21 protein-coding genes and 1 pseudogene are annotated in these 24,803 nt (G+C 58.8%); 11 read left to right on the top strand and 11 right to left on the bottom strand.

Features of this window, described 5'->3' with window-relative positions:
• The first annotated feature begins 26 nt into the window (after window positions 1–26).
• The 6 genes from EDF71_RS10275 (at window position 27) to EDF71_RS10250 (ending at window position 5,113) form a co-directional block, all read left to right on the top strand.
• A complete protein-coding gene (locus tag EDF71_RS10275) occupies window positions 27–779 on the top strand; it encodes a glucose 1-dehydrogenase (RefSeq protein ID WP_133856491.1) in 753 nt (250 codons plus the stop codon).
• Window positions 780–793: 14 nt separating this feature from the next.
• Window positions 794–1,567, top strand: a complete 774-nt coding sequence (locus EDF71_RS10270; protein ID WP_133856490.1) for an ABC transporter ATP-binding protein — start codon at window positions 794–796, stop codon at window positions 1,565–1,567.
• On the top strand, window positions 1,560–2,309 hold the full coding sequence (locus tag EDF71_RS10265) for an ABC transporter ATP-binding protein (protein WP_133856489.1): 750 nt from the start codon (window positions 1,560–1,562) through the stop codon (window positions 2,307–2,309). Before EDF71_RS10270 ends, EDF71_RS10265 begins: the two co-directional genes overlap by 8 nt.
• A 17-nt stretch (window positions 2,310–2,326) precedes the next feature.
• Window positions 2,327–3,208 (top strand): branched-chain amino acid ABC transporter permease, encoded by an 882-nt coding sequence (locus EDF71_RS10260; RefSeq protein WP_021028133.1) that lies wholly within the window; start codon window positions 2,327–2,329, stop codon window positions 3,206–3,208.
• Between the two features lie 64 nt (window positions 3,209–3,272).
• Entirely contained in the window at window positions 3,273–4,286 is a 1,014-nt protein-coding gene (locus tag EDF71_RS10255; protein ID WP_133856488.1) for a branched-chain amino acid ABC transporter permease, read from the top strand.
• A 2-nt stretch (window positions 4,287–4,288) separates the two neighbouring features.
• A complete protein-coding gene (locus EDF71_RS10250) occupies window positions 4,289–5,113 on the top strand; it encodes a glucose 1-dehydrogenase (protein ID WP_133856487.1) in 825 nt (274 codons plus the stop codon).
• 657 nt (window positions 5,114–5,770) lie between these two features.
• Here EDF71_RS10250 and EDF71_RS10245 read toward each other — a convergent pair.
• Window positions 5,771–6,556 (bottom strand): hypothetical protein, encoded by a 786-nt coding sequence (locus tag EDF71_RS10245; RefSeq protein WP_133856486.1) that lies wholly within the window; start codon window positions 6,554–6,556, stop codon window positions 5,771–5,773.
• Between the two features lie 1,212 nt (window positions 6,557–7,768).
• Between EDF71_RS10245 and EDF71_RS10240 the strand changes: the two genes are divergently transcribed.
• From EDF71_RS10240 to EDF71_RS10225, 3 genes are all read left to right on the top strand, one after another.
• On the top strand, window positions 7,769–8,245 hold the full coding sequence (locus tag EDF71_RS10240) for a TIR domain-containing protein (protein WP_133856485.1): 477 nt from the start codon (window positions 7,769–7,771) through the stop codon (window positions 8,243–8,245).
• 695 nt (window positions 8,246–8,940) lie between these two features.
• Window positions 8,941–10,128 carry a toll/interleukin-1 receptor domain-containing protein gene (locus EDF71_RS10230; protein WP_133856484.1) on the top strand — a complete coding sequence of 396 codons (1,188 nt, stop codon included), beginning with the start codon at window positions 8,941–8,943 and terminating at the stop codon, window positions 10,126–10,128.
• Entirely contained in the window at window positions 10,125–10,694 is a 570-nt protein-coding gene (locus EDF71_RS10225) for a hypothetical protein (protein ID WP_133856483.1), read from the top strand. The genes EDF71_RS10230 and EDF71_RS10225 overlap by 4 nt, the downstream gene beginning before the upstream one ends.
• A gap of 296 nt (window positions 10,695–10,990) precedes the next feature.
• Here EDF71_RS10225 and EDF71_RS10220 read toward each other — a convergent pair whose 3' ends face one another.
• The 4 genes and pseudogenes from EDF71_RS10220 to EDF71_RS10205 form a co-directional block, all read right to left on the bottom strand.
• On the bottom strand, window positions 10,991–11,431 hold the full coding sequence (locus tag EDF71_RS10220; RefSeq protein WP_133856482.1) for a TIR domain-containing protein: 441 nt from the start codon (window positions 11,429–11,431) through the stop codon (window positions 10,991–10,993).
• Between the two features lie 27 nt (window positions 11,432–11,458).
• Window positions 11,459–12,880 (bottom strand): SIR2 family protein, encoded by a 1,422-nt coding sequence (locus EDF71_RS10215; RefSeq protein WP_133856481.1) that lies wholly within the window; start codon window positions 12,878–12,880, stop codon window positions 11,459–11,461.
• A gap of 3 nt (window positions 12,881–12,883) precedes the next feature.
• On the bottom strand, window positions 12,884–13,387 hold the full coding sequence (locus EDF71_RS10210) for a toll/interleukin-1 receptor domain-containing protein (protein ID WP_133856480.1): 504 nt from the start codon (window positions 13,385–13,387) through the stop codon (window positions 12,884–12,886).
• Between the two features lie 596 nt (window positions 13,388–13,983).
• A pseudogene (locus EDF71_RS10205) lies at window positions 13,984–14,357 on the bottom strand (transposase); the annotation flags it as partial.
• Window positions 14,358–15,119: 762 nt separating this feature from the next.
• Between EDF71_RS10205 and EDF71_RS10200 the strand changes: the two are divergent.
• Entirely contained in the window at window positions 15,120–15,893 is a 774-nt protein-coding gene (locus tag EDF71_RS10200) for an enoyl-CoA hydratase/isomerase family protein (RefSeq protein WP_133856478.1), read from the top strand.
• 519 nt (window positions 15,894–16,412) lie between these two features.
• A complete protein-coding gene (locus EDF71_RS10195) occupies window positions 16,413–17,060 on the top strand; it encodes a TetR/AcrR family transcriptional regulator (RefSeq protein ID WP_133856477.1) in 648 nt (215 codons plus the stop codon).
• 204 nt (window positions 17,061–17,264) lie between these two features.
• On the opposite strand, the gene EDF71_RS10190 is transcribed toward EDF71_RS10195, so the two are convergent.
• From EDF71_RS10190 to EDF71_RS10165, 6 genes are all read right to left on the bottom strand, one after another.
• A complete protein-coding gene (locus EDF71_RS10190) occupies window positions 17,265–18,458 on the bottom strand; it encodes a porin (protein ID WP_166656507.1) in 1,194 nt (397 codons plus the stop codon).
• Between the two features lie 205 nt (window positions 18,459–18,663).
• Window positions 18,664–19,239: a nuclear transport factor 2 family protein gene (locus EDF71_RS10185; RefSeq protein ID WP_133856475.1), complete on the bottom strand. Its 576-nt coding sequence runs from the start codon at window positions 19,237–19,239 to the stop codon at window positions 18,664–18,666.
• Window positions 19,236–21,362, bottom strand: coding sequence for an acetate--CoA ligase family protein (locus EDF71_RS10180; protein WP_133856474.1), 2,127 nt, complete (start codon window positions 21,360–21,362; stop codon window positions 19,236–19,238). Before EDF71_RS10180 ends, EDF71_RS10185 begins: the two co-directional genes overlap by 4 nt.
• An 11-nt stretch (window positions 21,363–21,373) precedes the next feature.
• Window positions 21,374–22,525, bottom strand: coding sequence for an acyl-CoA dehydrogenase family protein (locus tag EDF71_RS10175; protein WP_133856473.1), 1,152 nt, complete (start codon window positions 22,523–22,525; stop codon window positions 21,374–21,376).
• Between the two features lie 3 nt (window positions 22,526–22,528).
• Window positions 22,529–23,707 carry an acyl-CoA dehydrogenase family protein gene (locus EDF71_RS10170; protein ID WP_133856472.1) on the bottom strand — a complete coding sequence of 393 codons (1,179 nt, stop codon included), beginning with the start codon at window positions 23,705–23,707 and terminating at the stop codon, window positions 22,529–22,531.
• A gap of 63 nt (window positions 23,708–23,770) precedes the next feature.
• On the bottom strand, window positions 23,771–24,754 hold the full coding sequence (locus EDF71_RS10165; protein ID WP_133856471.1) for a tripartite tricarboxylate transporter substrate-binding protein: 984 nt from the start codon (window positions 24,752–24,754) through the stop codon (window positions 23,771–23,773).
• Window positions 24,755–24,803 lie beyond the last annotated feature (49 nt).

Genomic DNA, 24,803 nt, shown 5'->3' with positions numbered 1-24,803 from the left:
TTTATTGATACCAGGAGACAAACACCATGACACAACGCTTTGCAGGCAAGGTTGCACTCGTGACCGGCGGCGCACAAGGCATCGGCCGCGCCATCGTCCAGGCCATCGCTGATGAGGGCGGCAGCGTCGGCATTCTGGACCGCGCCGAGGACAAGGCCGCCGAGGTGGCCGCAGCCATCGTGGACCAGGGCGGCCGCGCCCATGCCTATGGCGGCAATGTGGCCGACCGCGACAGCTTCAGCAGCGCGATTGCCGATCTGAAGCAGCGCTACGGCCGCTTCGACATCATGGTCAACAACGCCATCTGGGTGCGCTACGGCCCGATTGCCGACATCACGCCCGAAGCGCTGCAGCGCATGGTGGGCACCGGCTTCAACTCCATCGTCTGGGGCATCCAGACAGCAGCGGAGGCGATGGACGACGGCGGCAGCATCGTCAACATCGCCTCGGCGGCGGCCTTTATCGGCATGCCCCAGGGCATGGTGTACTGCGGCGTCAAGGCCGGGGCACTGGGCCTGTCGCGCGCAGCGGCGGCGGAGCTGGGGCCACGCGGCATCCGCGTCAACTCGGTCTGCCCCGGCTCCATCCCGACCGAAGGCGTGGGCATCAATGTCGATGCAGAAAAAGTGCGGCTGCGCATCGCCAAGACGCCGATGGGGCGCTTGGGCACGGTGCAGGACATTGCCCGCGCCGCCTGCTTTTTCGCGTCTGACGACAGCCGCTTTGTCACCGGCGAATCGATGCTGGTCGACGGCGGCGCCACCCAGTCCTTCATCTGATCGGAGGCGCCGCGATGACTGCTCCCCCCGAGGCCGATGCCCCCATCCTGGAAGCGCGCCAGCTCTGCCGCCAGTTCAGTGGCTTCTATGCCGTCAAGGACGTGAACCTCAAGGTCAAGCGCCACTCGGTTCATGCGCTGATCGGCCCCAATGGGGCCGGCAAGACGACCTGCTTCAACCTGCTGACCACCTTCTTGCGTCCCAGCTCGGGCCAGGTGCTGTTCAACGGGCGTGATATCTCGCGCAGCGACCCGGCCAGCGTGTCGGCGCTGGGCCTCGTGCGCTCGTTCCAGATTGCGGCCGTCTTCAGCCACATGACGGTGCTGGAGAACGTGCGCATCGCGCTGCAGCGCAAGACCGGCGGCACTTTCACCTTCTGGCGCTCGGTCAAGGTGCTGAGCGCGCTGGACGAGCGTGCGATGGACCTGCTGGACAGCGTGGGCCTGACGCGCTGGAAAAACGTCAAGGCCTGCGACCTGCCCTATGGCCGCAAGCGCGTGCTGGAGCTGGTCACCACGATCGCGATGGAGCCCGAGATGATCCTGCTGGACGAGCCCATGGCGGGCCTGGGCCATGAGGACATCTGGCCGGTGGTGGAGCTGATCGGCAAGGTGGCGCAGGGGCGCACCGTGCTGATGGTGGAGCACAACATGAAGGTGATATCGCACTTGTGCGAAACCGTCACCGTGCTGCAGGCCGGCCAGGTGCTGGCCGAAGGCAGCTATGACGAGGTCTCGCGCGACCCGAGGGTCATTGAAGCCTATGTCGGAGGGGCCGCCCATGCCTGAGAACAACAACACCAACAACAGCAACAGCAACAACACCGCGCCGCGCCAGATGCTGCAGGTACAGAACCTGCGCGCCTGGTATGGCGAAACCCTGGCGCTCGACGGCATCGACCTGCATGTCGGCGAAGGCGAGGTCGTATGCCTGCTGGGCCGCAATGGCGCCGGCAAGACGACGACCTTGCGCGCCATCATGGGCCTGCTCAAAAAGCGTGAGGGCCAGATCAGCATTCAGGGCAAGCCCACCGAAGGCCTGCCACCCGAGGCCATTGCCCACCTGGGCGTGGCCTATTGCCCGGAGGAGCGCGGCATTTTTGCCAGCCTCAGCACCGAAGAAAACCTGATGCTGCCGCCTGTGCTGCACCCCGGCGGGCTGACGGTGGAAGAGATCTACCAGGTCTTCCCCAACCTGCAGGCGCGCCGCAAGAGCCCGGGCACCCGCCTGTCGGGCGGAGAGCAGCAAATGCTGGCCATTGCCCGCATCCTGCGCACCGGCGCCCGCCTGCTGCTGCTCGATGAGGCCACCGAAGGGCTGGCACCGGTCATCGTGCAGAAGATCGGCCAGACGCTGGAGATGATCCGCGCGCGCGGCTACACGGTGCTGATGGTGGAGCAGAACTTCCGCTTTGCCGCATCGGTGGCCGACCGCTTCTACGTGATCGAGGAAGGGCGCGTGGCCAGCCACTTCCACCGCGCCGAGCTGGAGACGCGGCGCGACGAGATCGAAGCGCTGCTGGGACTGTGACAGGCGGAGACAACACTATGGATACTCTTTTCGGAATCCCGACAGCCGCGCTGATCGGCCAGCTCGTGGTGGGCCTGATCAATGGCTCGTTCTACGCGCTGATGAGCCTGGGCCTGTCGATCATCTTCGGCCTGCTGCATGTGGTGAACTTTGCCCACGGCGCGCAGTACATGCTGGGCGCCTTTGTGGCCTGGGGCCTGCTGCACTACCTGGGACTGAGCTACTGGTGGGCGCTGATCCTGGCGCCGCTGGTGGTGGCCGCCTTCGGCATCCTGCTGGAGCGCACCATGCTGCGCCACCTCTATGCGGTGGACCATGTCTACGCGCTGCTGCTCACCTTCGGCATCTCCATCCTGATGGAGGGCGCCTTCCGCCTGTGGTTCGGTGTCAGCGGCCAACCCTACCCCAACCCGCTGCAAGGCGGCATCGATGTGGGCCTGAGCTTTTTGCCGATGTACCGCGTCTGGGTGATCCTGGCGGGCCTGGCCGTCTGCCTGGTGACCTGGTACTTCATCGAAAAAACCAAGCTGGGCGCCTACCTGCGCGCCGCCAACGAGAACACGCCCCTGGTGCGCACCTTCGGCATCAATGTGCCGCGCATGCTGACCCTGACCTATGCACTGGGCGTGGGCCTGGCCGGCTTCAGCGGCGTCATGGCCGCGCCCATCTACCAGGTCAGCCCGCTGATGGGCTCCAACCTGATGATCATCGTCTTTGCCGTGGTCGTCATCGGTGGCATGGGCTCGATCATGGGGTCGATCATCACCGGCTTTGCGCTGGGCGCCATCGAGGGCCTGACCCGCGTCATCTACCCCGAAGGCGCCGGCGTGGTCATCTTCATCGTGATGATCATCGTGCTGGCCGTGCGCCCCAACGGCCTGTTTGGCAGAGCGCACTGATGCGCCCGCACCGCCCTGCCCCCTGGGTATCCACCCAAGCTCTTGTCTTTCCCAAGGATTGAACATGCATTTCTTCTCACAACGCACCAACACCATCTTGCTGGTGCTGGCGCTGGTGGCCCTGCTGCTGGCGCCGCTGGTGGCCTACCCGGTCTTTCTGATCAAGCTGATGTGCTACGCGCTGCTGGCCGCATCGGTCAACCTGCTGATGGGTTACGCCGGCCTGCTGTCCTTTGGCCATGCCATGTTTTTTGGCACGGCCGGCTATGCGGCCGCGCATGCCATCAAGGTCTGGGGTTGGGACGGCTCGGCCGCCATCCTGCTCGCCATGCTCTGCGCCATGGCCGTGGCCGTGGTCACCGGGCTGCTGGCCATCCGCCGCCATGGCATCTACTTCTCGATGATCACCTTGGCCTTCTCCCAGGTCATCTACTTCTTCGCGCTGCGCCTGCCCTTTACCGGCGGTGAGGATGGCATCCAGAACGTGCCCCGGCCGGAGGTGTTTGGCTTTATCTCGCTGGCCGACAACACCACCCTGTACTACTTTGCCGCCACCCTGGTCGCCGCCGCCTTCTGGCTCATCTACCGCATCGTCTACTCGCCCTTCGGCCAGGTGCTGCGCGCCATCCGCGACAGCGAGGCGCGTGCCCAGTCGCTGGGCTACCAGGTGCTGCGCTACAAGCTGGTGATCTTTGTGCTGTCGGCCGCGCTCGCCGGCCTGGCTGGTGCACTCAAGGTCATCACCTTCCAGCTGGCCACCCTCAACGATGTGAACTGGACCACCTCGGGCGAGGCGCTGCTCATCTGCATCGTCGGCGGCCTGCAGACCTTGCTGGGCCCCGTCATTGGCGCGGCCATCATCGTCAGCATGCAGAACTACCTGGTCGCCATGGCCGAGTGGGTGCTGATCATCCAGGGCCTCGTCTTTGTCGTCGTCGTGATGCTATTCCGCAAGGGCATCATCGGCCAGCTCTACGCCTGGCTGGAAACCCGCCAGGCACGCCAGGCCGCACCGCAGCTGGAAGCCCAAAGCCAGGCCGAGCGCCAAAGCCGCAGCCAAACGGGACAAGGAGCATGAGCATGAGCGAACCAATATCCGTACCCGCACAAGTCCCTGCCCAAGCCCAGGCCCCCAGCCATTTCCCCGAGACGCCCGGCTTGCTGCAAGGCCGCCTCGCCCTCATCACCGGCGCGGCCAGCGGCATCGGCCAGGCCATTGCCATCAGCTTTGCCAAGGCCGGCGCCCGCGTCATCGTGACGGATCTGGACACTGCACGCTGCGCCGACACCCTGGCCCAGGTAAAAGCCGCAGGCACAGACGGCTGGGCCTTTGCGCTGGATGTGACCGATCTGGAGGCCTGCCAGGCGCTGGCCGCCCGCATCGGCAGCGACATCGGCCCGGTGGACACCCTCGTCAACAACGCCGGCCTGCTGATCCGCGAAGGCATCGACCACCCCCAGGCATCGCGCCACCTGCGCCAGGTCATCGATGTCAATGTCTTTGGCCTCTACAACATGGTGCAGTCCTGGCTGCCCGCGCTGCGCGCCACTCGCGGCTGCATCCTCAATATCGCCTCCGGCGCGGCCTTTATCGCCCAGGGCAATGCCATGGGCTACTCCGCCTCCAAAGGCGCCGTAAAAATGGCCACCCAAACCTTGGCTCTGGACCTGGGCCGCGACGGCATCCGCGTCAACGCCCTGGCCCCCGGCGTCATCCACACCCCCATGACGGAAGCCACCCGCAACCACCCGCAGCGCCTGCAAGGCTTTATCCAGCGGACCCCTGCGGGGCGCATTGGTGTGCCGCAAGAGCTGGCAGGGCCGGCGGTGTTTTTGGTGTCGGGGTTGGCTAGTTATGTGAATGGGGTGACGTTGCCGGTGGATGGGGGGACGTTGGCGGTTTAGGGGGTTGTTGTTGGTGGGGTGACAAGGGGTTGGTTGGTGGCGGTCGGAAAGCGCATGAGCTTGGCAGTAAGTTGATACAACCTCTTGGCGGCACCTCGCAGTGGACGCAACAACATGGAGAACCGGAAGCGAAAAATTTATCCCGCAAAGAATGCGCGCAAAGCAGGGAAAACAGTATTCGCTGAAAGGTTGAGGCTATGAAGCCCAAGGCCCTCCCACGCCGTCGCAAGGATTCACGGAAAGCCAAGGATGCAGAGACCACAGGCTCTCAAAAGGAGGGAGTACGATTTAGCATCCTCTGGTGATAGCCTCGCCAACTTGCTTTTTGAGGCTGCCAAATAAATGTCCCGTAATAGCACTGCTACCACAGCTCGCTCTCACATGCTTGTATCCTGCCGCGGACGCTCCATTGTAGCGACGTCGGACTTCATGTCGGCGTAGGATCCATCGTGACGGACAGTCAAAGAATCACCTGCATCGAGGATGGCATCATCCGAAATAGACTAGCTAAGCAACCGCCGCAATAATGCTCCCCATTGCGGCGGCAGCTAGCCTTCAGACTAGGGTATTCTTAGGAGCGAGCTTAGACTTCTTTAACTGCCAAATAAACCCGCTTATACAACAAAAAATCCCGCAGATTTAGTAAAATCTCTCACGTTATATTTTCTTAGCACTATATAGTGAATCCAGAGCATTTGCTTTGCGCATCCCATTCGACTCAAACTTAGCCCAATCATCCAAATCATCCGGGCTTAATGGAGTCAAATGAAGCAAATCTGTCGGATAAATAACACTTAAATCTTTGGATTCTTGCAGATGCTCCAGCGATAGACTAGCAGACTCTGAAGCATATTGACGGCGATGTTCCAAAGGTGACCTTTTCCTAAGCATCCGAGTCATTGCGATTTCCGAGTAAATCCATGGCGACTCTGTTTCCCCTCGAGTTTCAAAATAGTCATTTGGCGTAAATGAGCTCGGCGTGTTAACAAAAATTATGCACTCGCATTGATCAATCATACCCATAAGTGCCGTTGAGAGCATCATATGAACGTGGCTTGTTGAACGATTCCTTTTTCTGTAAATGTATGTTTCTTTAGGCGGATCCATGCAATATTCATCGTCTATCAATCGCAGAAGTTCGTCGGAGTAACCCCATACAATTGAGTCGATAAATGACTCTATACCGAACGTCTCTTTGAGCCAGCCAGCAAGACCGACAACAATGTCCTCATCCTTGTGCGAATGAGAAAGGAAAACACTTGCCTTTAAAGCTGGAAACCAACTCTCAATTATTTTAGTAGCCTCAAGAATACCGTCTGCATTCTTGAGCTTGCCCAAATTAGATTTGACAATATTTTTATTTGCTGAATGAATTTCCTTTCCTGCCTTTAAATACTTCAACCAACTCTTTCCTCGAGGATCAAAATTAAAACCAACGTGCATATCGCATACTCCTTAGACGCTTTAACTTATCTAATTCTAACAACATTCATGCGAATCTGTTCTTTTTTATAACAAGTTCACCAACTGATAATTCTTGCTTCATACATAAAATTTCCCGATGCGGGTTAGACGCGCTTAAGTCGAATCCTAGGGATGCCCTGCAAAACCCTCGCAAAGCGGGATGGACTCCGATCAGAATGAGCCGCAAGGCGTCTTTTGCAGTCAATAGCCGTAGCTATTGACAAGGAGGACAACGCAGCGGCTCGCCCGAGCCCGCGTTCAGACCACGGTAGGGAGTTTTTCAAAGGATCCTCAGACACTTCTTATACGCGTATTTCAAGTGGCAAATGATCTGCATCAACCGGTTCTTGAGTGAGTTTCGAGTGGAAGGGGTGTGGCATCTATACAGAACCACCCGCCAACTACCCAGCGCCAATAGCGATGTCGCCTTTCTTCAACCTATACGGTGGGGTGACATGCAAAGGCGCGAATTCGCCTTCTGCGTCCAGAATCACGGCCTTTGACACATGCTGTAATTGGGTATTTGAGTTTTGCTGTCACCGTGTCGTCATGTCCAGACCCTCGGTTTCGCCAGTTCAGCAACCAAAAGTCGTTATGCTATTCGAACGCGAAGCAATGGTCGATGTGTACATGGTCCTTCTCATTACGAAGAACGCGATCTATTGAAATCCTCCGCCGATTTTATAGATTCGGAGTTCAATTCTCGGTAGTTCGGTGCTGGCCGCGCGAGTAACTCAGTTTCCCCTGTTGCCTCAGGTGGTATTGAGTTCATTGCATTTGGCGGCTAGTAGCCAAGCTCTGCGTGGCATTTAAGTGCGGTCGTCAGTCGCAGCCGATGACATGGCTTGACGCGAGTTGGCGGCCCACGGTATCAAGCTAAGCCGAGAGCAACGTGATGGAGTCCCAAAAGACGGCTCGACGACGTGCAAACATCACGCGCGCCTTCAGGCTGGAAGCAGGAAGGCGTCTAGGCGTCAACGCTAAAAATGCGGGCAGATGTCAGTCTCGCCACGGATGATCAGCAGCGCGAAGCGCAGTCGCAGACACGCCTTTTCAGCTATCATTGCTAGGAAAATTTACACAAATAAAGTTGAAGTGTGAAAATTAATTGCAAATTCACTGAAGTAGTCATCGTAGTTCTCAATTCGACATCTGATTCATCGAAGCACCGACTATAAATGGAGGTAAGTCATGGCAAATAAATGCTTTTTAAGCTTTCACTACAAACAGGACAGCTGGCGCGTATCGCAAGTTCGGGAGTTCGGGACTGTCGAAAAGCAACCCTTGCTCACTCCGAACAAATGGGAAGAAATCAAGAAAGAAGGCGATGATGCCATCAAAAAATGGATCTCTGACAATATGAAGGGCAAAGAATGCCTTGTCGTGCTTGTGGGAGAGAAGACTGCTGGTCGCCGCTGGGTCAAACACGAGATTAAGAAAGCTTGGAAGGATGGGCTAGGTGTACTCGCAATCCATGTCCACAATCTGAAAGACTCAGACGGTAATCAATCATCAAAAGGATCCAATCCGTTTATAGGCCTCACGGTTGACGGGGAAAATATCACTGGCAAAGTCTATGATCCGCCATACACCACCAGCACGAATGTGTATGACTACATCAAGACGAATATCGAAACTTGGGTGAGCGTCGCTATAAAAGCGCGCTGAGCACCATATTAGTGCATCCTTTTACGCGTCATTCACTGTGGAGGATTCAGTCAGCCCTACAACCAATTATTTCAGGACTAAGCGCAATAGAGGCGCCAGAATGTCACGCAGAACATTATTTTCCTTTCATTATGATCCTGATGCTTGGCGCGCGTGAGATATCCGCAATATCTGGGTTGTGAGAGATGCCACCAAGAAAGCGAAGGGCTCTTTCATGGCAGCGTATTCAAGGCATCGAAAAAAGAGAGTGAAAATTCGTTAAAGACTTTCCTCCGCAAGGGATTAGAAAATACTTCTTTCCCTTGCATCCTTGACGGGGCTAACACTTGACCACACCATCACGTATGCTACGAAATTGCTCGCAGTGTTATCAAAGGAAATGGCTTACCGACCGTTTTCATTAATAATATTAAAAATCAAAAAAAAGATGTCTATAAAAAGCGCCAACCCATTAGCACAGATGGGACTTTACATAACAGATCACGGGACATTCCTCGCCGATTGAAAGGATTGAAAATGGGCAACCTATGCAGATTATACGATTACGATTCCCGAGGTCGGCATGAGCCCCCTAAACCTAAAATGAGTAGAGTAGTCCAACTATCAGAGTGCTGTCGAAGCTACGACTTTACAAGCGAAGGTGGAAGCAGTGATATCGGAGAATGGATTGAAACTACTGCGAGAATGGCTGGCCGATGAGCGAGAGCTTAAGCACACAATCACCCTATCAGCTCATATTATTAGGTGCTACTAATGGGAATGACGTTAACCTTCGCGAAAGCGTTGATCTAGCGCTTCAAGGGCTAGGAATTCCGACCAATGCAATTAATTTTATCAGTGATGCGAACGCGCATATGCGCAGCTTAAGATCACCGATTATGGCAATATTCTTTGGCTCCTCGGAAAATAATGTCGATACCGCACTTTTGACAGAGTTGATTGATGACTCAATTATTATTGCGCCCGTCGTCTCAGAGCTATCTCAGGTAGCTGCGGAAATTCCTCCTCAGCTCAGGCATGTCAATGCTATTGTATTGGACGCCAATGGTCATGGTATAGCCCGCCTCGTCACGCTGATCCTTGAAACATTTCGACTATTGCGACGTGAAAGACGACTATTCATTAGTTACAAGAGAGCAGGATCTCAGCCGCTGGCCGATCGTCTGTACGACGCCCTCGATGCTCGCGGTTTTGACGTTTTTATTGACGTAAGATCGGTGCCCCCGGCAGCAGATTTCCAATCGCAGCTCTGGCATAGAATGTCCGATTCCGATGTCGTTGTGCTGATTGACACACCAGGTTTCAGAGAAGGTCGCTGGACGGCAGAGGAATTGGCGCAAGCCAATTTGACCAATGTGCAAATCTTGCACTTACTATGGCCAGGTCAAAAGGAAGATCCTGCATCATCCTTCAGCCACTTCATGGAACTAAGGCGTCGAGATTTTTGGGGATTAATTCCAATGCGAGGACGCTGGGCCACGAAAGGCTTGGTGGCCAGAATTTGCGACCAAGTCGAACTATTGCGCGCGCCCGCAATTGCCGCCCGTCACCGATATTTAGTAGATAATTTTTGTGATGCTGCCCGCGACCAGGGACTTAGTCCAAGTGTTCAGATTGAGGGCTGGATTTCCCTCAAGACCGAGGGAAAACGAACACTTGCGATTGTACCAGCAGTTGGAGTACCGACCTCAGATCGTATCAACGACGTGTTCGAGGCAGTTGCCAACCCTGCTGTTGAAGCGAGAGAAATATGGGTGATTTACGACAATAGAGGTGTACTAAGAACGTGGCTCTCTCATCTAGATTGGCTTGACTCATATTTACCGATCCGAGCCGTGCAAATGTCGAAGGCACCACAACTTCTAAAGGAGTTCACCGCATGATAGATATATTTCTGTCAGCCAGCGTGCCATTGCCCGATCGCAATCGGGTCTTTTTCGAAACCGCTGATGTCCTTGCCATACGAGAAGCGATTAAGGCGTTGGTTGAAGTAGTGCTGCCGATTGGACGAATTACTTGCGGCGGCCATCCAGCGATTACGCCTCTATTGGCTCTCTTTACTCGCGAAGCAAACCTTGACTGCAATAGGGTGGCAATATACCAAAGTGAACTTTTCAAGGCGCAATTGCCCTCTGTGCTAGCTGATTTCGTAAACGTGCATATGGTGCCAGCGGTTGACAAAAACAGAGAAGCCAGTTTGACAGCTATGAGGCAAGCAATGATCACAAGTCGCAAGTTCAGCGCAGCGGTGATCGTTGGCGGTATGGATGGCATATATGAGGAGCATAAATTGTTCGTCAAACATCATCCCAACGCCGCAATCCTCCCGATCTCAACCACTGGGGCCGCCGCCCAAATAATTTATCAGAACGGAAAATATGATTCAATTTTTGCGCGCGATCGAACCTATTCCAGTTTATTTCGCCGAAAGCTTTTGCCAAAGGAATAGACGATTAATATAGCAATAACTTCGCGTATAAATTTATAAAAAAGGGGCTCTCTATGCAGCCCCTTAATTCAAAATAGCACCAGCATTGCAAAATGGTCGCATGTACTGTCACATCGACCCAATTCAGCGCACACACTTTCACCAACATCACAGACTTTCTCAGCCCCTGACCTTGTTAGTGCAGACGTAAATCTGGTCGGCTAAATCAGTGCAACTTTTATCTACCCCTTCCTCAGCAGACTAGCTGTGACGCGTCAAGAGATAATTTTTTAAAGTGAGCATAGGAGAGATGTCTCTTACTTGCCCACTGCAATAGCTGCAGTTTCAACCCAAGCGCCCAAATTCGCGCGGCCATCGTCCTTGTTCCAATAGTAGTGCTTGTATCCGGGCACACGCAGTGAACAACAGTCGGTTGTGATTCCCTGCAAATTGGCGATTTTGCTAATGTCAATAGTCAGCACGCCGTTTCCACGCGCGATGCTTTGATCGATCTCGTACTTGACCCATTTGCTCTTGTGAGTGTTGGCACCGACCAGCACCACAGTGACCGATGTTCCACTAAGCTGGTTGTCGATCCATGTCTGAATTGCTCGGTCACCCTCGCGTTCGACTTTTTCGAAATCGGCCTTATCGATAAATCCCGATTTCAGGACACCGCCTATGACATTGCTGTTACGCACATTCATCGCACGATGCACATCATCATATTTGAAACTGAAAAATACTTTGCGAGCCATTTGAATTTCCTTGATGCACTTAAGCGATTATTTATTCAATTGTTTGATAATCTGAGAAATGGTTTTCACCATTTCGTGAGACGAAGTTCTTGGGTCAACGAGTTTTTGAACCATGGGAATCACCCACCTATAACCACCGTAATACATATCTTGCTCAGCGGAAATATTATTCCAAAGCTCCTCGGCCATGTAGCCGGTGGCCGCGACCGGAATAGGCAATAGGTGGTGCTCCAATGCAATCTCGAACTCACGCCGCACGCCGTTAGCGTTCACAACCTTATCGCCCTCACGCTTGTTCCCGAAGAAAAATAAGGCGACGCCGGCTAAGCTGATCATTCGCTGCCGGTATTGCTCCCACAAGTCCTTTAGGTTGTTGCCATGCTGGGGGAATGGCCGCACGATCAATTGAGCCTCTGAGTATTTCTGCGGGTCGCCATAGATGGCCTCCAGCGCACCATTGATGACGGCACTACCCACGCCCCAGCCAAAACCGTTGACTACCCGGCAATTAGCTCGTATGCAATTAGCCGCCACTTCATGGATGAAGTTCTGCGCGTCCTGCCTGGTCCACTCGCCATACTCTTCGGCACTGCCCGAAAAGAACACGGTACGCTTCCGATACGAAGCTTCGATCTTCTTAAGGATGTCGTTGATATCGGAATAGTTGTCGATTAGCAGCGTCTGGATGCCAAAGCGCTTCAGATCTTCGATGCGCAGCTCCTGCTTGCGGACCTTGTATCTGAAGAGCTCGTCATCGTCGCCTGCCTCCCGCTGTGCCTCGCGCATGAAGCAGTAGTGAGTGCGTTTAGTGGCACCACCATGTAGTCGGCTTAGCACGTAATCCAGGTTGGGATCGGTAAAACTGAAGCCAATGAAGAGGAAAGTCTTGGACACCAGATCGCCGCTCAACGCCGTGATGAAGGGCGCGTGAGTGACGTAGTACTTCTCGTACTGCTCCTTGTAGATGATGGCATTCTGGGCCATCTGGACGTCACCATGCATCTTGTAAACGATAGCGTCGCGTTTAGGTCTGCTGAGCGTGAGTTGATCCACATGAGATTTCACATCCGGTACTCGATACGCCCTGCGCAGGGCGTCCTCGACTAGGGTGTCGTAGTTGGTAGTCCAGAAGCTGTAGATGGGCAACCGAGCGACGATGTCGTGTATCTCAGACGGTTCGGCCTGCTCTGAAAACTCCCTGAGGATCTTCTTTGCCAGCCCATCGGCAGTCCGCTTATTGTTCACATGGAACTGCGCTAGCGAGATGAGGTCATGCTCCTTGGTAACGTCCAGTCCAAGTTCATTGGCGATGTCTAGCAGTAGTTCGGGCCAGTCCACATAGCCGTTCCCTTTGGACATTCCAGCGCCGGCGAAGATTGCCGCACTGCCATTATGTAGATCCTGGACGAAGTCCTTGATGAAGCCATTGATGACGTGTTGTGGCGACATGACTCAGAAGCTCGACATGTAATGAGGGGACTGAGATCCCTTGGGATACCAGTACAGCGCGTTGCTTAGTGTGGTTTGGTCGATCCGGCGATAGAGTTGAAGATATTCATTGCCGTAGTATTTCCCTGAGGCGTCGCGCGTCGCGATCACAGCAATTTGTTCGTTGCGCTTGATGCCGTCCGCAAAACCAAGTTCCCAAGGACACCAACGAGACGCCATCGAGTCATTAGTGGCTAGAAAGAGGAATACATCTGCCCCCTTGATCACTGTCCGAATACGATCTGCGGTCGCACCATCGGGAGTCTCGGGCATGTATGCGTCCTGCCAGTCAATATAGAGCTCCATCCCTTGCTCTTTAAGCCACTGTTGCAGGCCGAGTGCCAAGTCGCGATCTTTGTGGCTGTGACAAAGGAACCCGGTCTTCTGCCCATGGGCTCGATTCCGCTGATTCTTTAAGGAAAAATTGCGTGCAGCAGCACTTCGCAAATCGTTTTGAGAAATCGACATTATTATGTTCCTACTGCTTTAAAATGCTTCCCTCACTGCTGCAAAACGACAGCTTTGTGACATAGCTTACAATCCATCAGATGTTGGAAATTCGTAATCAAGGTATCTAAATATTTTATTCTAGCAGGTCTTTGCTGAAAACGTCGCTCAGATCACGACGCTAATTCCTAGGGATCCTCTGCAAAACCATTGAATTCAGAATCGCAGACTGGCTCACCGATGGTTTAACCACATCTGTGCGACTTTGCAGCCAAGTTTCAAGCCGAATCTGCCGCTTTTAGACTTTTTGGGGCGGGTCCAGGCGCATCACGCCTGCGCTCTCATCAATTGCCCTCGCACCAGTCACAGGTTGGCCAGAGCAAACATCGTTTGGAGTTTTTTATCGTTCTTGGCAACGCCCCGGTAGAGCACCTTGTTAAACCAAAATTGCTGCTTGACGATACGAAACGGGAACTCCACCTTGGCCCGCATACTGGCTATGTTTTGCTCGTATTTCTCTTTGAGTGTCTCCTACCCAAGTCCAGCTTCTTGCGCAGCCATTTGCGCATAGCAATGTGCGATGTCACGGGGCTGCTTTGCGCTTGGGCGCGATTGTCCATGCCTCGGTAGCCGCTGCGCCCAGCGCATGGCTCTCTTGCCCGAGCGAGAGCATGTGCGAATGCGATACATGTGCCTTGTTGCATGATGTTGAGACGATGGTGTGGATCAAGCGAGAGTTGCTATCGACACCGATATGGCACTTCATGCCAAAGTGCCACTGGTTTCCCTTCTTGCTCTGGTGCAGCTCTGGGTCACGCTCACCGCTTGCGTTATTGGTGGAGCTGGGCGCTGCAATTAAGGTAGCATCGACTACGATGCCATGGCGCAAAAGCAAGTTCTTGTGCCAGGGAACGACTAAATTCATCTCACCCAAGAACTCAAGCTTGCGCGTGCGTTTGGACTTCTTCTCAAATTCGGTAGCCAGACTCATTTTATGTGCGGATCATCCCATGCGGTGGGGCAGGCTGGGACTATTGCAGAGCTTCCCTAGCGTCCAAAAAGAGATGCAATGATCAGGGCAAACTGATGACTCCGACGTCCCAGCATCAACTACGTGGAATGAGGGTGTTGGTCTTGGGGATGAACTTCGATTACAGAGATATAAGGTGAGTTTGAGGTCGTATTGCTGCCGACGTTGAGACAGTGTATGGCGAAGTCGGTCAGCTAAGCCAATGCTGACTAACGCTGAGGACCAAGATCGGTCTTGTCAGCAGCTGTAGTTAAGCCCCCCGAACCGCGAGCAATTCAGATCAGCCTGCACCAGCCCAAGCAACTGACCTCTGTGGGCAGCTACTGCCCTTCAGGCGCTAAACCGTGAATGACTCAGATCAGCCTGAAGCTGCCTCTAGCAGCCACGACTTACAGGACTGCGTACGGCGCTGCGACGGTACTCAGAACACCACAAACTAGCTGCCGACACTAGTGTGCCAACAAGGAATGCGAATTTCTTGAGGCCTCAAATCGAGCATGCCAAAAATTCAAGCTCTATCGCGAGGAAATTAACTCTCTCCGGGCTCTGACACCCGAGGACCCAGGCTGCGCCCCGACTCGAGCACCCCAGCTCGGCTCCCCCAATCACCTGAGCGACACCCCCACCCCTCCCCCGTAGCAACCCGCTTGAGCCCTCCGCCGTTATTCGCTAATATTTACTTGCCGACCGGTAAATTACTAGTATTCAACCAGGAGACCCTGCATGGCCTACAACACGCTCATCGTCGATATCAAGGACAAGATTGCCGTTGTCACCCTCAACCGCCCGCCCGTCAATGCGCAGAACAAGGAGTTCCGCAACGAGATCATGGAGCTGTTTGACGAGCTGTCTGACCGCGACGATGTGGCCTGCATCGTGCTCACGGGCACGGGCAAGGTGTTCTCGGCCGGTGCCGACATTCGCGAGCGCCCCAACCTGGCGGGTGAGCCCGGTGCCTATGGCCGCCACAACCGCTTGGTGCGTGAGTCGAACAACGCGATCATGGAATGCTCCAAGCCCATCATTGCTGCGATCAACGGCCCAGCGCTGGGGGCTGGCTTTGGGCTGGTGATGGCCTCAGACATCTGGGTGGCCTCGGAAGACGCCTATTTCTCGATGCCTGAAATCAATGTGGGCCTGGCTGGTGGTGTCACCTTCTTGCAGCGCTATTTCAGCCAATCGCGTGCGCGCCGCATGTTCTTTACCGGCATGAAGGTGTCGGCGCAAGAGATGTACCGCCTGGGCCTGATCGAGGCCTGCCTGCCCGCCGACCAGCTGATGCCCTATGCGATGGAACTGGCGCGGGAGATTGCCTCCAAGAGCCCTATCGCCTTGCGCCTGGCCAAGGAAGCCGCCCGCATGACCTTGCTGATGCCCACGCGTGACGCCTACCGCTACGAACAGGGCAACACCGTGGCGCTCTCCAAGACGGAAGACACACGCGAGGCGCAGCAGGCATTTCTGGAAAAGCGCGAACCGGTCTACAAGGGCCGCTGAGACTAGCTGGGTACCGCTAAGAGCCGCTTGCACAGGCTTTGATACGTTGTTGCCTCGCCGGCTGCGCCCTGTCTTGTGCGGGGCGGCGAGCCTTCATCGCAAACCTTGAGTTTGCCGGGGCCTGTTAGCGGCTCCCAGTCCCACGTGCCGAGAATCATCGATGGCTGCCGCTGGCCCAGGGCTATAAAACCCGGTCAGTGCAGCCTTAAGGATCCTCTGCAAAACTCCCTGCCGTGGTCTGAACGCGGTCTCGGGCGATCCGCTGCGTTGTCTTCCTTGTGAATAGCTACGGCTATTCACTGCAAAAGACGCCTTGCGTCTCATCCCGATCCGCGTCCATCCCGCTTGGCGAGGGTTTTGCAGAGGATCCTCAACGGCCGCCAAACAGCGTCGGGCTGGGCCCGATGGATGGATGATTTTCGTTGAACTATGATGGTGCCACCGCCCAGAAGCCACAAGCTGCCGGGTGCGGATCGACCGTCTCCCGGGCGATATCAGGGCAAATAAATTTTGGTGACTATGCAAAAAAACACGACGAAACCCTCCGACGCCCCCGAAGAAGGCAGCAGCACGCGCATGCGTGTGGAAGACCGGAAAGAGCAACTGATAGAAATAGCGATGCGGCTGTTTGCCACCAAGGGCTTTGATGGCACCTCGCTGCGCGACATTGCCGAAGAGGCCCAGATCACCAAGGCCGCGCTGTACTACCACTTCCCCAACAAGGATGCGCTCTACGAAAGCATCCTGGTCGATGGCATGCGCACCCTCGTCAACTACGTGTCTGCCGCCATGGGCAAGGTGGCCACCCCCGAGGGCAAGGTACGCGAGTTCATGCTGTCCTCGGCCGACTATATGGAGCGCAACCGCGACTCCTGGATTGCTGGCTCCAACATGTTCTGGTTTGGCGACAATGCCAAGCCCCGCCCCGAGAACCTGGCCCTGCGTGACGAGTATGAAAAACTGCTGCGCGACGCGGTCAAACAGGCCATTGACAGCCAGGTGTTCCAGAAGGTGGACCCCACGATTGCCAGCCGCATGCTGCTGGCTGTGCTGAACCAGCTGCCCCGCTGGCACTCGCCCACCGGGCGGCTCAGCACCCGCCAGGTGGTGCAGCAGTACATTGACATGATTTTCCAGGGGCTGCTGGCCAGCAACCCTGCTCGCTAAAGCTACTCCCCATCAAGAGCCGCTAACACGGCCCAGCAAACCGAAGGTTTGCGGTTGAGACTAGGCGTCAAGCCGCAGGCAGTACAGTAGTACGACAAGACTTGGCGCGGCCGGCGAGGCAACGACGTATCAAGGGTTGTGTTAGCGGCTCTAAACAAGGCCCAGGCGCTGCAAACGCCTGGGCCTTTCTGCTTTGGTCAGCCGTCAGAAGCTGTGGATGATGCCCACCCGGTAGGCATTGCTGTTGCCGTTATTGGTAAAGCCGGCTGCGGTCACCGCGCCGGTCAAGGTGTAGCCGGCGCCATTCTTGTTCTTCACATAGCCATAGTCCGTGTACAAGGTGGTGCGTTTGGACATGGGGTACAGATAGGCCACGCCGTATTGGCGCGCATCGCGGTTCAGCGGGCCGGTGTCGTTCAGGTCGATGGCATTGAGCAGCAAGGTGCCTGGGCCGAGCTTGACCGAGGCGCCGATCGAGAAGCTGCGGTCGTCCTGGCCTTCGTAGTAGCCCACGGAGGGGAAGCCGGCGAGCTGGCCGCTGTTGTCCAGGCCAGTGTTCACGGTGGGCGTGATGGCCGCGCCGGGGTTCTTGAAGGTGGCGAACGAGCCAAACAGCTTGAAGGCCTTGAAGTCATAGGCCAGCGCCGAGTTGAAATAGCGCGTCGCCGATCCATCCGTGGGGTTGGTCATGCGCGTGGCCGATACGGCGGCGCTCCAGGCGTCGTTCTTGTAGAACAGCGCCAGGGTGTACTGGTGGGCACGGTGCTCGATGTCGATGTTCTGGCGCGTGTACTCGCTGATGGTGTAGGCCGCCTTGCCGATAAAGCCGCCAAACGACGGGCTTTGGTAGAGGATGTTGTTGTTCTGCCGGCCGGGCGATGGCTGGATGCCCTGCAGGTTGCCACCGCCGCCCAGGCCAAAGGGGTCACCCACGGCCTGCACTTCGGTCGGCAGCGATGCCAGAGTACGGCCCATGCGCAGCTCGCCAAAGTTGCCGGTCAGGCTGATCAGCGAGCCCCGGCCAAAGGCCTTGGCGCCAAAGCCCTGGTTTTGCTGCTGCGCGCCGTTGGAGGTGTTGATACCCATCTCCAGTTGGAAGTTGGCGCGCAGGCCGCCGCCCAGGTCCTCGCTGCCCTTGAAGCCCAGGCGCGAGCCCATCATGTGGCCGCTCTCCAGCTTGGTGGCGCGCTGGCCTTGCATGGATACGCTGGCCACGCTGCTGTCGATCAGGCCATAGACCTGTACCGAGCTGCTGCCGCCTGAGGCCAGCCCCCCGGCTGGCGAGGTGATCTGCTTGAGTTCCTGGGTCTGCGCGGTTTGCGCCGCTACTCCCCCTGCCGCTGTCGTAGCGATGAGTGCTGCGAGCAGCGGATGAAGTCTGGGCTTGTTGGCTTTCATGGTTTGTCTCCTGTAGTACTTTTGGAAAGACGTGGTCGGGCCTGGCCCCATGCACGACCACGGTGAAAACGCTTTGCTGTTTTTTTAGACCGAGCAGATCCCCACCGCGCTAGACGGCGCAGTGAGAAAGTGAGTCCCTGCAGTCAGATGCAGGGGCAGAAGGGGCGGACGCGATCCGCCAGATGGAGCGCGGTTAGCGGCGCGGCTACGGGCTAGCAGGCATGGCCACCTCGCGCATCAACGCGTACCAGGGGTCGTCAGGCGCCCTGGCGCCAATCGGCAGGCGCCGGCCAAAGCGCGTGGCTTCGTCCTGCGTGGGCGCAGCCCAGATGTCCTGCCAGTCGTAAACCACCACGCGCTTGGCCACGCGCCATTCGCGCGCGGCCGTGGCCGTGGCGCGGCAGGTGAAGAGATCGACATAGCGGCCGCACAAGAAGGTGGCGCGCGGCGCACCGGCGGCATCGGTGTCTGTCTGGTAGGCCAAGAAATATGCCTCCACCGCAGCGGCATCGCCGTTCAGATGGATGGACAGGTTGGCGATGTTGTGGATGTAGCGCCCCTTGCTCAACTGGGGCAGCGCTGCCTGGATAAAGCCTTCCGCACTGCCCTGGTAGGCGCCATGGCGGTCGGTGGCATCGGGCCAGTAGGCGGTGCGCAGGGCCGCTTCGTCGCCCCGGTCAATGCCCCGGCAGTACGAATAGAGGGCTTCGCGGATCGCCTCGCGGTCGCTCAGGGCCTGGAGCCGCGCCTCCAGCTGGGCCAGCCTGGCTTCGCTGCTCATGGCTGTGCCTCCTGCTGCGTCTGCGCGCGCAACTCGATCACCGCATCCAGGCATATGGCGCCCTGGGTGCGCACCATCAGCGGGTTGATGTCCACGCTCTGCACCCGGTCGGCATGCTGCATCGCAAACTCCGACAGCCGGCACAGCGCCTGCACCAGCGCAGCCTCGTCATACTGCGGGCCACCGCGCCAGCCGCGCAGCAGCTGGCTGGAGCGCACGGCATCGACCAGCGCCTGGGCACGGGCTGCCGTGAGCGGTGCCGATGCCAGCGCCACATCCTGGAACAGCTCTACCGCCGTGCCGCCGCTGCCATACATCACCATCTGGCCAAAGGTCGGGTCGCGGTGCAGGCCCAGGATCACCTCCACGCCGCCACGCAGCATTGGAGCGATCAACACGCCCTCCAGGCGGGCATCGGACCGCGCTGTACGGGCGCGGTCCATCAAGGTACCAAAGGCGCGTTCGACGGCAGCGGCATCCTGCAGGTTGAGCATGACGCCGCCGACCTCGGTCTTGTGCGCAATGTCAGGCGAGACGATCTTGGCCACCACCGGGAAACCCACCTGCGCTGCGGCAGCAGCGGCCTGGGCAGCGGTGCTGCACAAGTGCTCGGGCGGTACCGGCAGGCCAGCGGCTGCCAGCGCGCGCTTGGCGCCGCTTTCGGTATGCACATCGTCCAGCGCCAAGGCGGGCGCGGCAGGTTGTGCACCATCGGGCAGCTGGTACAGCGTCTGCCAGCGCTGGCGGATCTTGGCCAGGCCCGCAACAGCGCGCACGGCGCGGGTCGGGTCTTCAAACACGGCCACGCCCTGCTTCTCCAGCGCGCTGCGCACCTGGGGCAAGGCCAGCATCACCAGGATGGTGAGGCGCTCGCGGTGCTGCGCGGCCAGTTCCGCAATCTCTTGCTGGGTGCTGGCAAAGCGCTCAGGCGACAGGCCCACATGGGCCAGGTAGCCCAGCACTGCGCCATAGCGCGTGTGCTCCAACATCACCCCCAGGGTGCGCGCGGTGCCACTGGCCACCGAGGTGACCTGGGCCGTCATGTCCAGCGGGTTGGCGGCCACCGCAAAAGGCAGCAGCGCCAAGGTAGCCTCGCGGGCGGGGGCGGGCAACGGTGGCAGCTCCATGCCCTGGGCACCCGCCTCGTCGGCCATCAGCACACCGATACCGCCCGAGCCGGTGAAGACACCCAGCTTGTCATTGGCCGGCAGCACGCCGCTGACGGTGTAGAGGTAGGCGATGTCCAGCATCTCCTCGATGGACTCGGGCCGCAGGGAGCCGCATTCGCGGAACACCGTGTCGTAGACCTTGTCATTGCCGGCCAGCGAGCCGGTATGGGTGGAGGCAGCGGCGGCACCCAGCTCGGTGCGCCCCACCTTCATGATCAGCACCGGCTTGCCGGCGCTGGCTGCCTTGAGCAAGGCGCGGCGCAGGCGGTTGCCGTCGCGGCAGGATTCGACCGCCGCGCAGATGATGCGCGTATCGGGGTCGTCGGCCAGGTAGTCAATGCTCTCGGCCACATCGACATCGGCCTCGTTGCCGGTGGCGATGATCTTGCTGAAACCCAGGCCGCGCAAGGTGGCCAGGCCATAGGCGGCTGAGCCAAAGGCGCCGCTTTGCGTGGCCAGCGAGATGGAGCCCGGCTGGGGCTGGGCGCCGTTGAGAAAGGTGGAGAAGGTCGAGAAAAAGCGCGCCGGCACATTCAGCAGGCCCAGCGAGTTGGGGCCCAGCATGCGCACACCGGCAGCGCGGCACAGGCCCACAATGCGGTCCTGCAGCGCGCGGCCCGCCGCATCAATCTCGGCAAAGCCGGCCGTCATCACCTGGATAGCCTTGACGCCCTTGGCAATGGCATCGCGCACAGCCTCTTCCACCCCAGCCACCGGCACGCAGATGATGGCTTGGTCGACCGGGAACGGGATATCCGACACCTTTTGGTAGGACTGCAGGCCCTGGATCAGCGCGCCGCTGCGGTTGACCGGGTAGATGGGTGCGGCAAAGCCGGCTTCGAGCATGAAGCGCAGCGGGCGGCCGCCAATGCGCTCGGGATCGGACGAGGCGCCCACCAGCGCCACCGAGCGGGGGTGGAACAAGGCGTCGAGGGACGAAGATGCGTGGCTCATGGCGGCTCCTCTCAGGCGCGGACGGCGGTGGGTGTCGATTCTGCAGCGACTTCAGCCGCAATCTCGGCGGCCATGTCGGCTGCCAGGCTGTCGAGCTGCTCGTAGCGGTCGCCCCACTGCAGGCTGCAACCAATCGCATGCATGGCCAGGCGGGCGGCAGGCAGCTCGCGCGACATGCCAATGCCGCCATGCAGCTGGATCGCCGACTCGCCCACCTGGCGGGCAGCGATCGACAGGTAGTGCTTGAGCAGCGCCACCGCATGCGCATCGCCATCCCCCAGGTCAAAGGCCACGACGCGCTCGCGCACCATGCCGCGTACGCTCTCATAGGCCACATACATCTCTACCGTGCGGTGGCGCAGCGCCTGGAAGGTGGACAGCTGCACGCCAAACTGCTGGCGCGTGTTCAGGTACTCGATGGTCTGCTCCACCATCGCGCCAATGGCGCCGACGATCTGCGCGCAGCAGACCAGCGCGCCCACGGTACCGGCGCGCTCGGCCGCAGCCACTGCCGCCCGGCCGCGTTGCAGCACGGCGCTGGCGGGCAGGCGCGTGGCCTTCAGCGCCAGGTCGGCCGTCAGCCGGCCGTCATGGCCCGCCCAGCTTTGCAGGTTGCCGCCTAATTGATCGCGGCTGGCCAGCAGCAGCAAGGCTTCGCCAGCAGTGCTGCGGGCCAGAAAGAGCAGATGGCTGGCGGGCTCGCTCAGGTCGATGCCGCGCAGGCTGCCCTGCAGTTGCACACCTTCGGCATCGACCATCGCCGTCAGGCTGCAGCTGCCGTCATGCGCAAACACGGGGGCGATCGAGACTTCGCCGGCGGCCAGCAGGCCCAGCATCTGGGCCACATCGTCGCGGCCGGGGATGGCGCCCAGCACCGCTGGCACCACGGCGCAGCGCGCAACCAGCGGCGTGGTCAGGCCATAGCGGCCAGCGGCCTCTGCGATCGAGGCCACATCGGCAAAGGTCGAGCCCGCGCCGCCACTGGCCTCGGGCACCAGCACGGCTTGCCAGCCGAGCTCCAGAAACTGCTGCCAGCTGTCACTGGCCTGGTCGGAGGCCTGGGCCTCGGTCAGCGTGGCATTCACCGCCGCAGCATCAGCGGCCACCCGCATCGTCGTGTCATACAGGTCGCCCGGAAACATGGGAGAGGCTTGAAAAGGCATGGGTCAGGCTCCAAAGATATCGCGTGCAATCACGTTTTTTTGTACTTCGCTGGTACCACCGGCCAGGGTGCGCGAGCGGTAGAAGAGATAGGTGTGGATCAGCTCGCGCTTGAGCTCCACATCGGCGGTGCTGTCCTCGGGCAGGCTCGGAATCAGGCGCGCCGCGTAGTCGGGGCTCATGTCAAAGGCGATGCCGATGATCTGCTGGGCCAGGTCGGAGCAGAACAGCTTGAGCGCCGAAGACTTGGACGAGGCCAGGGTGCCCTGCATCTCTTCATCAATGGCGCTGATCAGCATCTCCTTGGCGCCAGCCACGGCTGCCTGCGCCAGGAACAAGCGCTCCAGCAGCATGTGCTGGCTGGCACCTTGTTGTGTACGGCCGCGCTCGCGCAGCGGCTGCTCGATCTGCTCCAGCAGGCGCACCAGGCGCGGCACGGTGGCGGGCGACAGGCGCTCGCGGTCGAGCAGGAACTTGGCGCAGGCCCAGCCACCGCCCTCTTCGCCAATCAGGTTGGCAACGGGCACGCGCACATCGCGCAAGAACACCTCGTTGACATGGTGCCAGTGGTCAATCGTCGGGATGGGGCGCACCTCGATGCCGGGCGCGTCCATCGGCACCAGCAGCAGGGAGATGCCGGCCTGCTTCTTGCCCTCTTTGGAGGTGCGCACCAAGGTGTACATCATGTCCGCCTCCTGCGCATGGGAGGTCCAGATCTTCTGGCCGTTGATGACATAGTCATCGCCATCGCGCACCGCTGCCGTGCGCAGCGAGGCCAGGTCGGAGCCGGCGCCGGGCTCGGAGTAGCCCTGGCACCACCACTCGCTGCCGTCCACAATGCGCGGCAGGTAGCGTTCCTTTTGCGCGGGCGTGCCAAAGTGCATGATCACCGGGCCGATGTGGCCGATGCCATGGTGGTAGAGCGGCGGGCAGTCTTCCTGCGCCATCACTTCTTCAAACAGGTAGCGCTGCTGCATGTCCCAGCCGGTGCCGCCCCATTCGATCGGCCAGTTGGGGGCGCTCCAGCCCTTGCGCTGCAGGATCTTGGCCCACTCGCTCATCTCGGCGCGGCCCAGCTTCTCGTTGGCGCGGACCTTGGCTTTCAGCGCGGGCGGGCAGTGCTGCTGCGCAAAGTCGCGCAGGGTTTGTCGAAAGTCGGCATAGGGATCGGTGGTTGCTGTCATGTTTCCGGGTTCAAGGTCAAATCAAACGACAAGGGGCGGGCAGGGGCTGGGCGCCCCCTGCCCTCATTCCTGGGTAATGTGTTTTTCTCGGATCACGGCGGCCCAGCGCGGGCGCTGGGCATCCAGGTAGGCCGTGAAGTCTTCGGGGCCGAGCAGGTGCAGCTCGCCGCCGGGGCGGGTGACGCCCTCGGCCACGCTGGGCACTTCCACCACCGCACGCAGATCGCGGTAGATGCGCTGCTGCAGTGCGGCGGGCACCTTGGCGGGCATGAAGAAGCCAAAGAAGCTGCTGCAGCTGTAGGGCTTGAGCTCGGGCGCGGACGACTGGGAAAACGGTGTCAGCGGCAATGCGCTGCGCACGGGTTTGTCGCTGGCAACGCCCAGCACCTTCATGCGCCCGGCCTGCACATAGCTCACCGAGCTGGGGGCATCCAGCAAGGCCGCTACCTCGCCAGCCATCAAGGCATTCAAGGCCGGGGCATTGCCCCGGTACGGCGCGTGGATGATGTGTGCGCCGACGGCCGAGGCCAGCATCTCGGCACAGATATGCGGGCTGGAGCCCACGCCCGACGAGGCGAAGGCCACCTTGCCATCGTTGGCGCGCATATAGCTGGCGAACTCAGCCAGGTTGTTGGCGGGCACTTGCTTGCCGACATAGAGCACGCTGGGCGACTCGGACACCATCATCAGCGGCTTGAGGTCCTGTGGGTCATAGGGCAGGCGCGGCATCATCAGCGGGTTGGTCAAATAGCCCAGGCTGCTCAGCAGCAGGGTATGACCATCGGCCGGGGCCCGGGCGACCAGGGCCGTGCCAATGGTGGTGCCGCCGCCGGGGCGGTTGTCGATCACCACCGGCTTGCCCCATTTCTCGGCCAGCACCGGCGCAATGGCGCGGGCCACCTGGTCGGTAAAGCCGCCGGCCGCATACGGCACGACGATGGTGACCTGCTTGTCAGGGAACTCCGCCGCCTGCACCACGGCCCCGGCCCAGGCACCGATGAGCACGCCCCAGCTGGCGGCCCGCTTGAATTTTTGAGAGATAGACACGGCAGGTCTCCATCACAAAATACGTTGTTGCTAGGGGCTGGCCCGTTGC

This window comes from Comamonas sp. JUb58 (assembly GCF_004364775.1).
Taxonomy (GTDB): Bacteria; Pseudomonadota; Gammaproteobacteria; order Burkholderiales; family Burkholderiaceae_C; genus Comamonas.
This window is presented reverse-complemented; position numbering and strand designations above follow the sequence as displayed.

Bases quoted from the DNA above. Each gene is read 5' to 3' on its own strand.
- EDF71_RS10275 (WP_133856491.1), top strand. From the start codon at position 27: ATGACACAACGCTTTGCAGGCAAGGTTGCACTCGTGACCGGCGGCGCA.
- EDF71_RS10270 (WP_133856490.1), top strand. From the start codon at position 794: ATGACTGCTCCCCCCGAGGCCGATGCCCCCATCCTGGAAGCGCGCCAG.
- EDF71_RS10265 (WP_133856489.1), top strand. From the start codon at position 1,560: ATGCCTGAGAACAACAACACCAACAACAGCAACAGCAACAACACCGCG.
- EDF71_RS10260 (WP_021028133.1), top strand. From the start codon at position 2,327: ATGGATACTCTTTTCGGAATCCCGACAGCCGCGCTGATCGGCCAGCTC.
- EDF71_RS10255 (WP_133856488.1), top strand. From the start codon at position 3,273: ATGCATTTCTTCTCACAACGCACCAACACCATCTTGCTGGTGCTGGCG.
- EDF71_RS10250 (WP_133856487.1), top strand. From the start codon at position 4,289: ATGAGCGAACCAATATCCGTACCCGCACAAGTCCCTGCCCAAGCCCAG.
- EDF71_RS10245 (WP_133856486.1), bottom strand. From the start codon at position 6,556: ATGCACGTTGGTTTTAATTTTGATCCTCGAGGAAAGAGTTGGTTGAAG.
- EDF71_RS10240 (WP_133856485.1), top strand. From the start codon at position 7,769: ATGGCAAATAAATGCTTTTTAAGCTTTCACTACAAACAGGACAGCTGG.
- EDF71_RS10230 (WP_133856484.1), top strand. From the start codon at position 8,941: ATGAGCGAGAGCTTAAGCACACAATCACCCTATCAGCTCATATTATTA.
- EDF71_RS10225 (WP_133856483.1), top strand. From the start codon at position 10,125: ATGATAGATATATTTCTGTCAGCCAGCGTGCCATTGCCCGATCGCAAT.
- EDF71_RS10220 (WP_133856482.1), bottom strand. From the start codon at position 11,431: ATGGCTCGCAAAGTATTTTTCAGTTTCAAATATGATGATGTGCATCGT.
- EDF71_RS10215 (WP_133856481.1), bottom strand. From the start codon at position 12,880: ATGTCGCCACAACACGTCATCAATGGCTTCATCAAGGACTTCGTCCAG.
- EDF71_RS10210 (WP_133856480.1), bottom strand. From the start codon at position 13,387: ATGTCGATTTCTCAAAACGATTTGCGAAGTGCTGCTGCACGCAATTTT.
- EDF71_RS10200 (WP_133856478.1), top strand. From the start codon at position 15,120: ATGGCCTACAACACGCTCATCGTCGATATCAAGGACAAGATTGCCGTT.
- EDF71_RS10195 (WP_133856477.1), top strand. From the start codon at position 16,413: ATGCAAAAAAACACGACGAAACCCTCCGACGCCCCCGAAGAAGGCAGC.
- EDF71_RS10190 (WP_166656507.1), bottom strand. From the start codon at position 18,458: ATGAAAGCCAACAAGCCCAGACTTCATCCGCTGCTCGCAGCACTCATC.
- EDF71_RS10185 (WP_133856475.1), bottom strand. From the start codon at position 19,239: ATGAGCAGCGAAGCCAGGCTGGCCCAGCTGGAGGCGCGGCTCCAGGCC.
- EDF71_RS10180 (WP_133856474.1), bottom strand. From the start codon at position 21,362: ATGAGCCACGCATCTTCGTCCCTCGACGCCTTGTTCCACCCCCGCTCG.
- EDF71_RS10175 (WP_133856473.1), bottom strand. From the start codon at position 22,525: ATGCCTTTTCAAGCCTCTCCCATGTTTCCGGGCGACCTGTATGACACG.
- EDF71_RS10170 (WP_133856472.1), bottom strand. From the start codon at position 23,707: ATGACAGCAACCACCGATCCCTATGCCGACTTTCGACAAACCCTGCGC.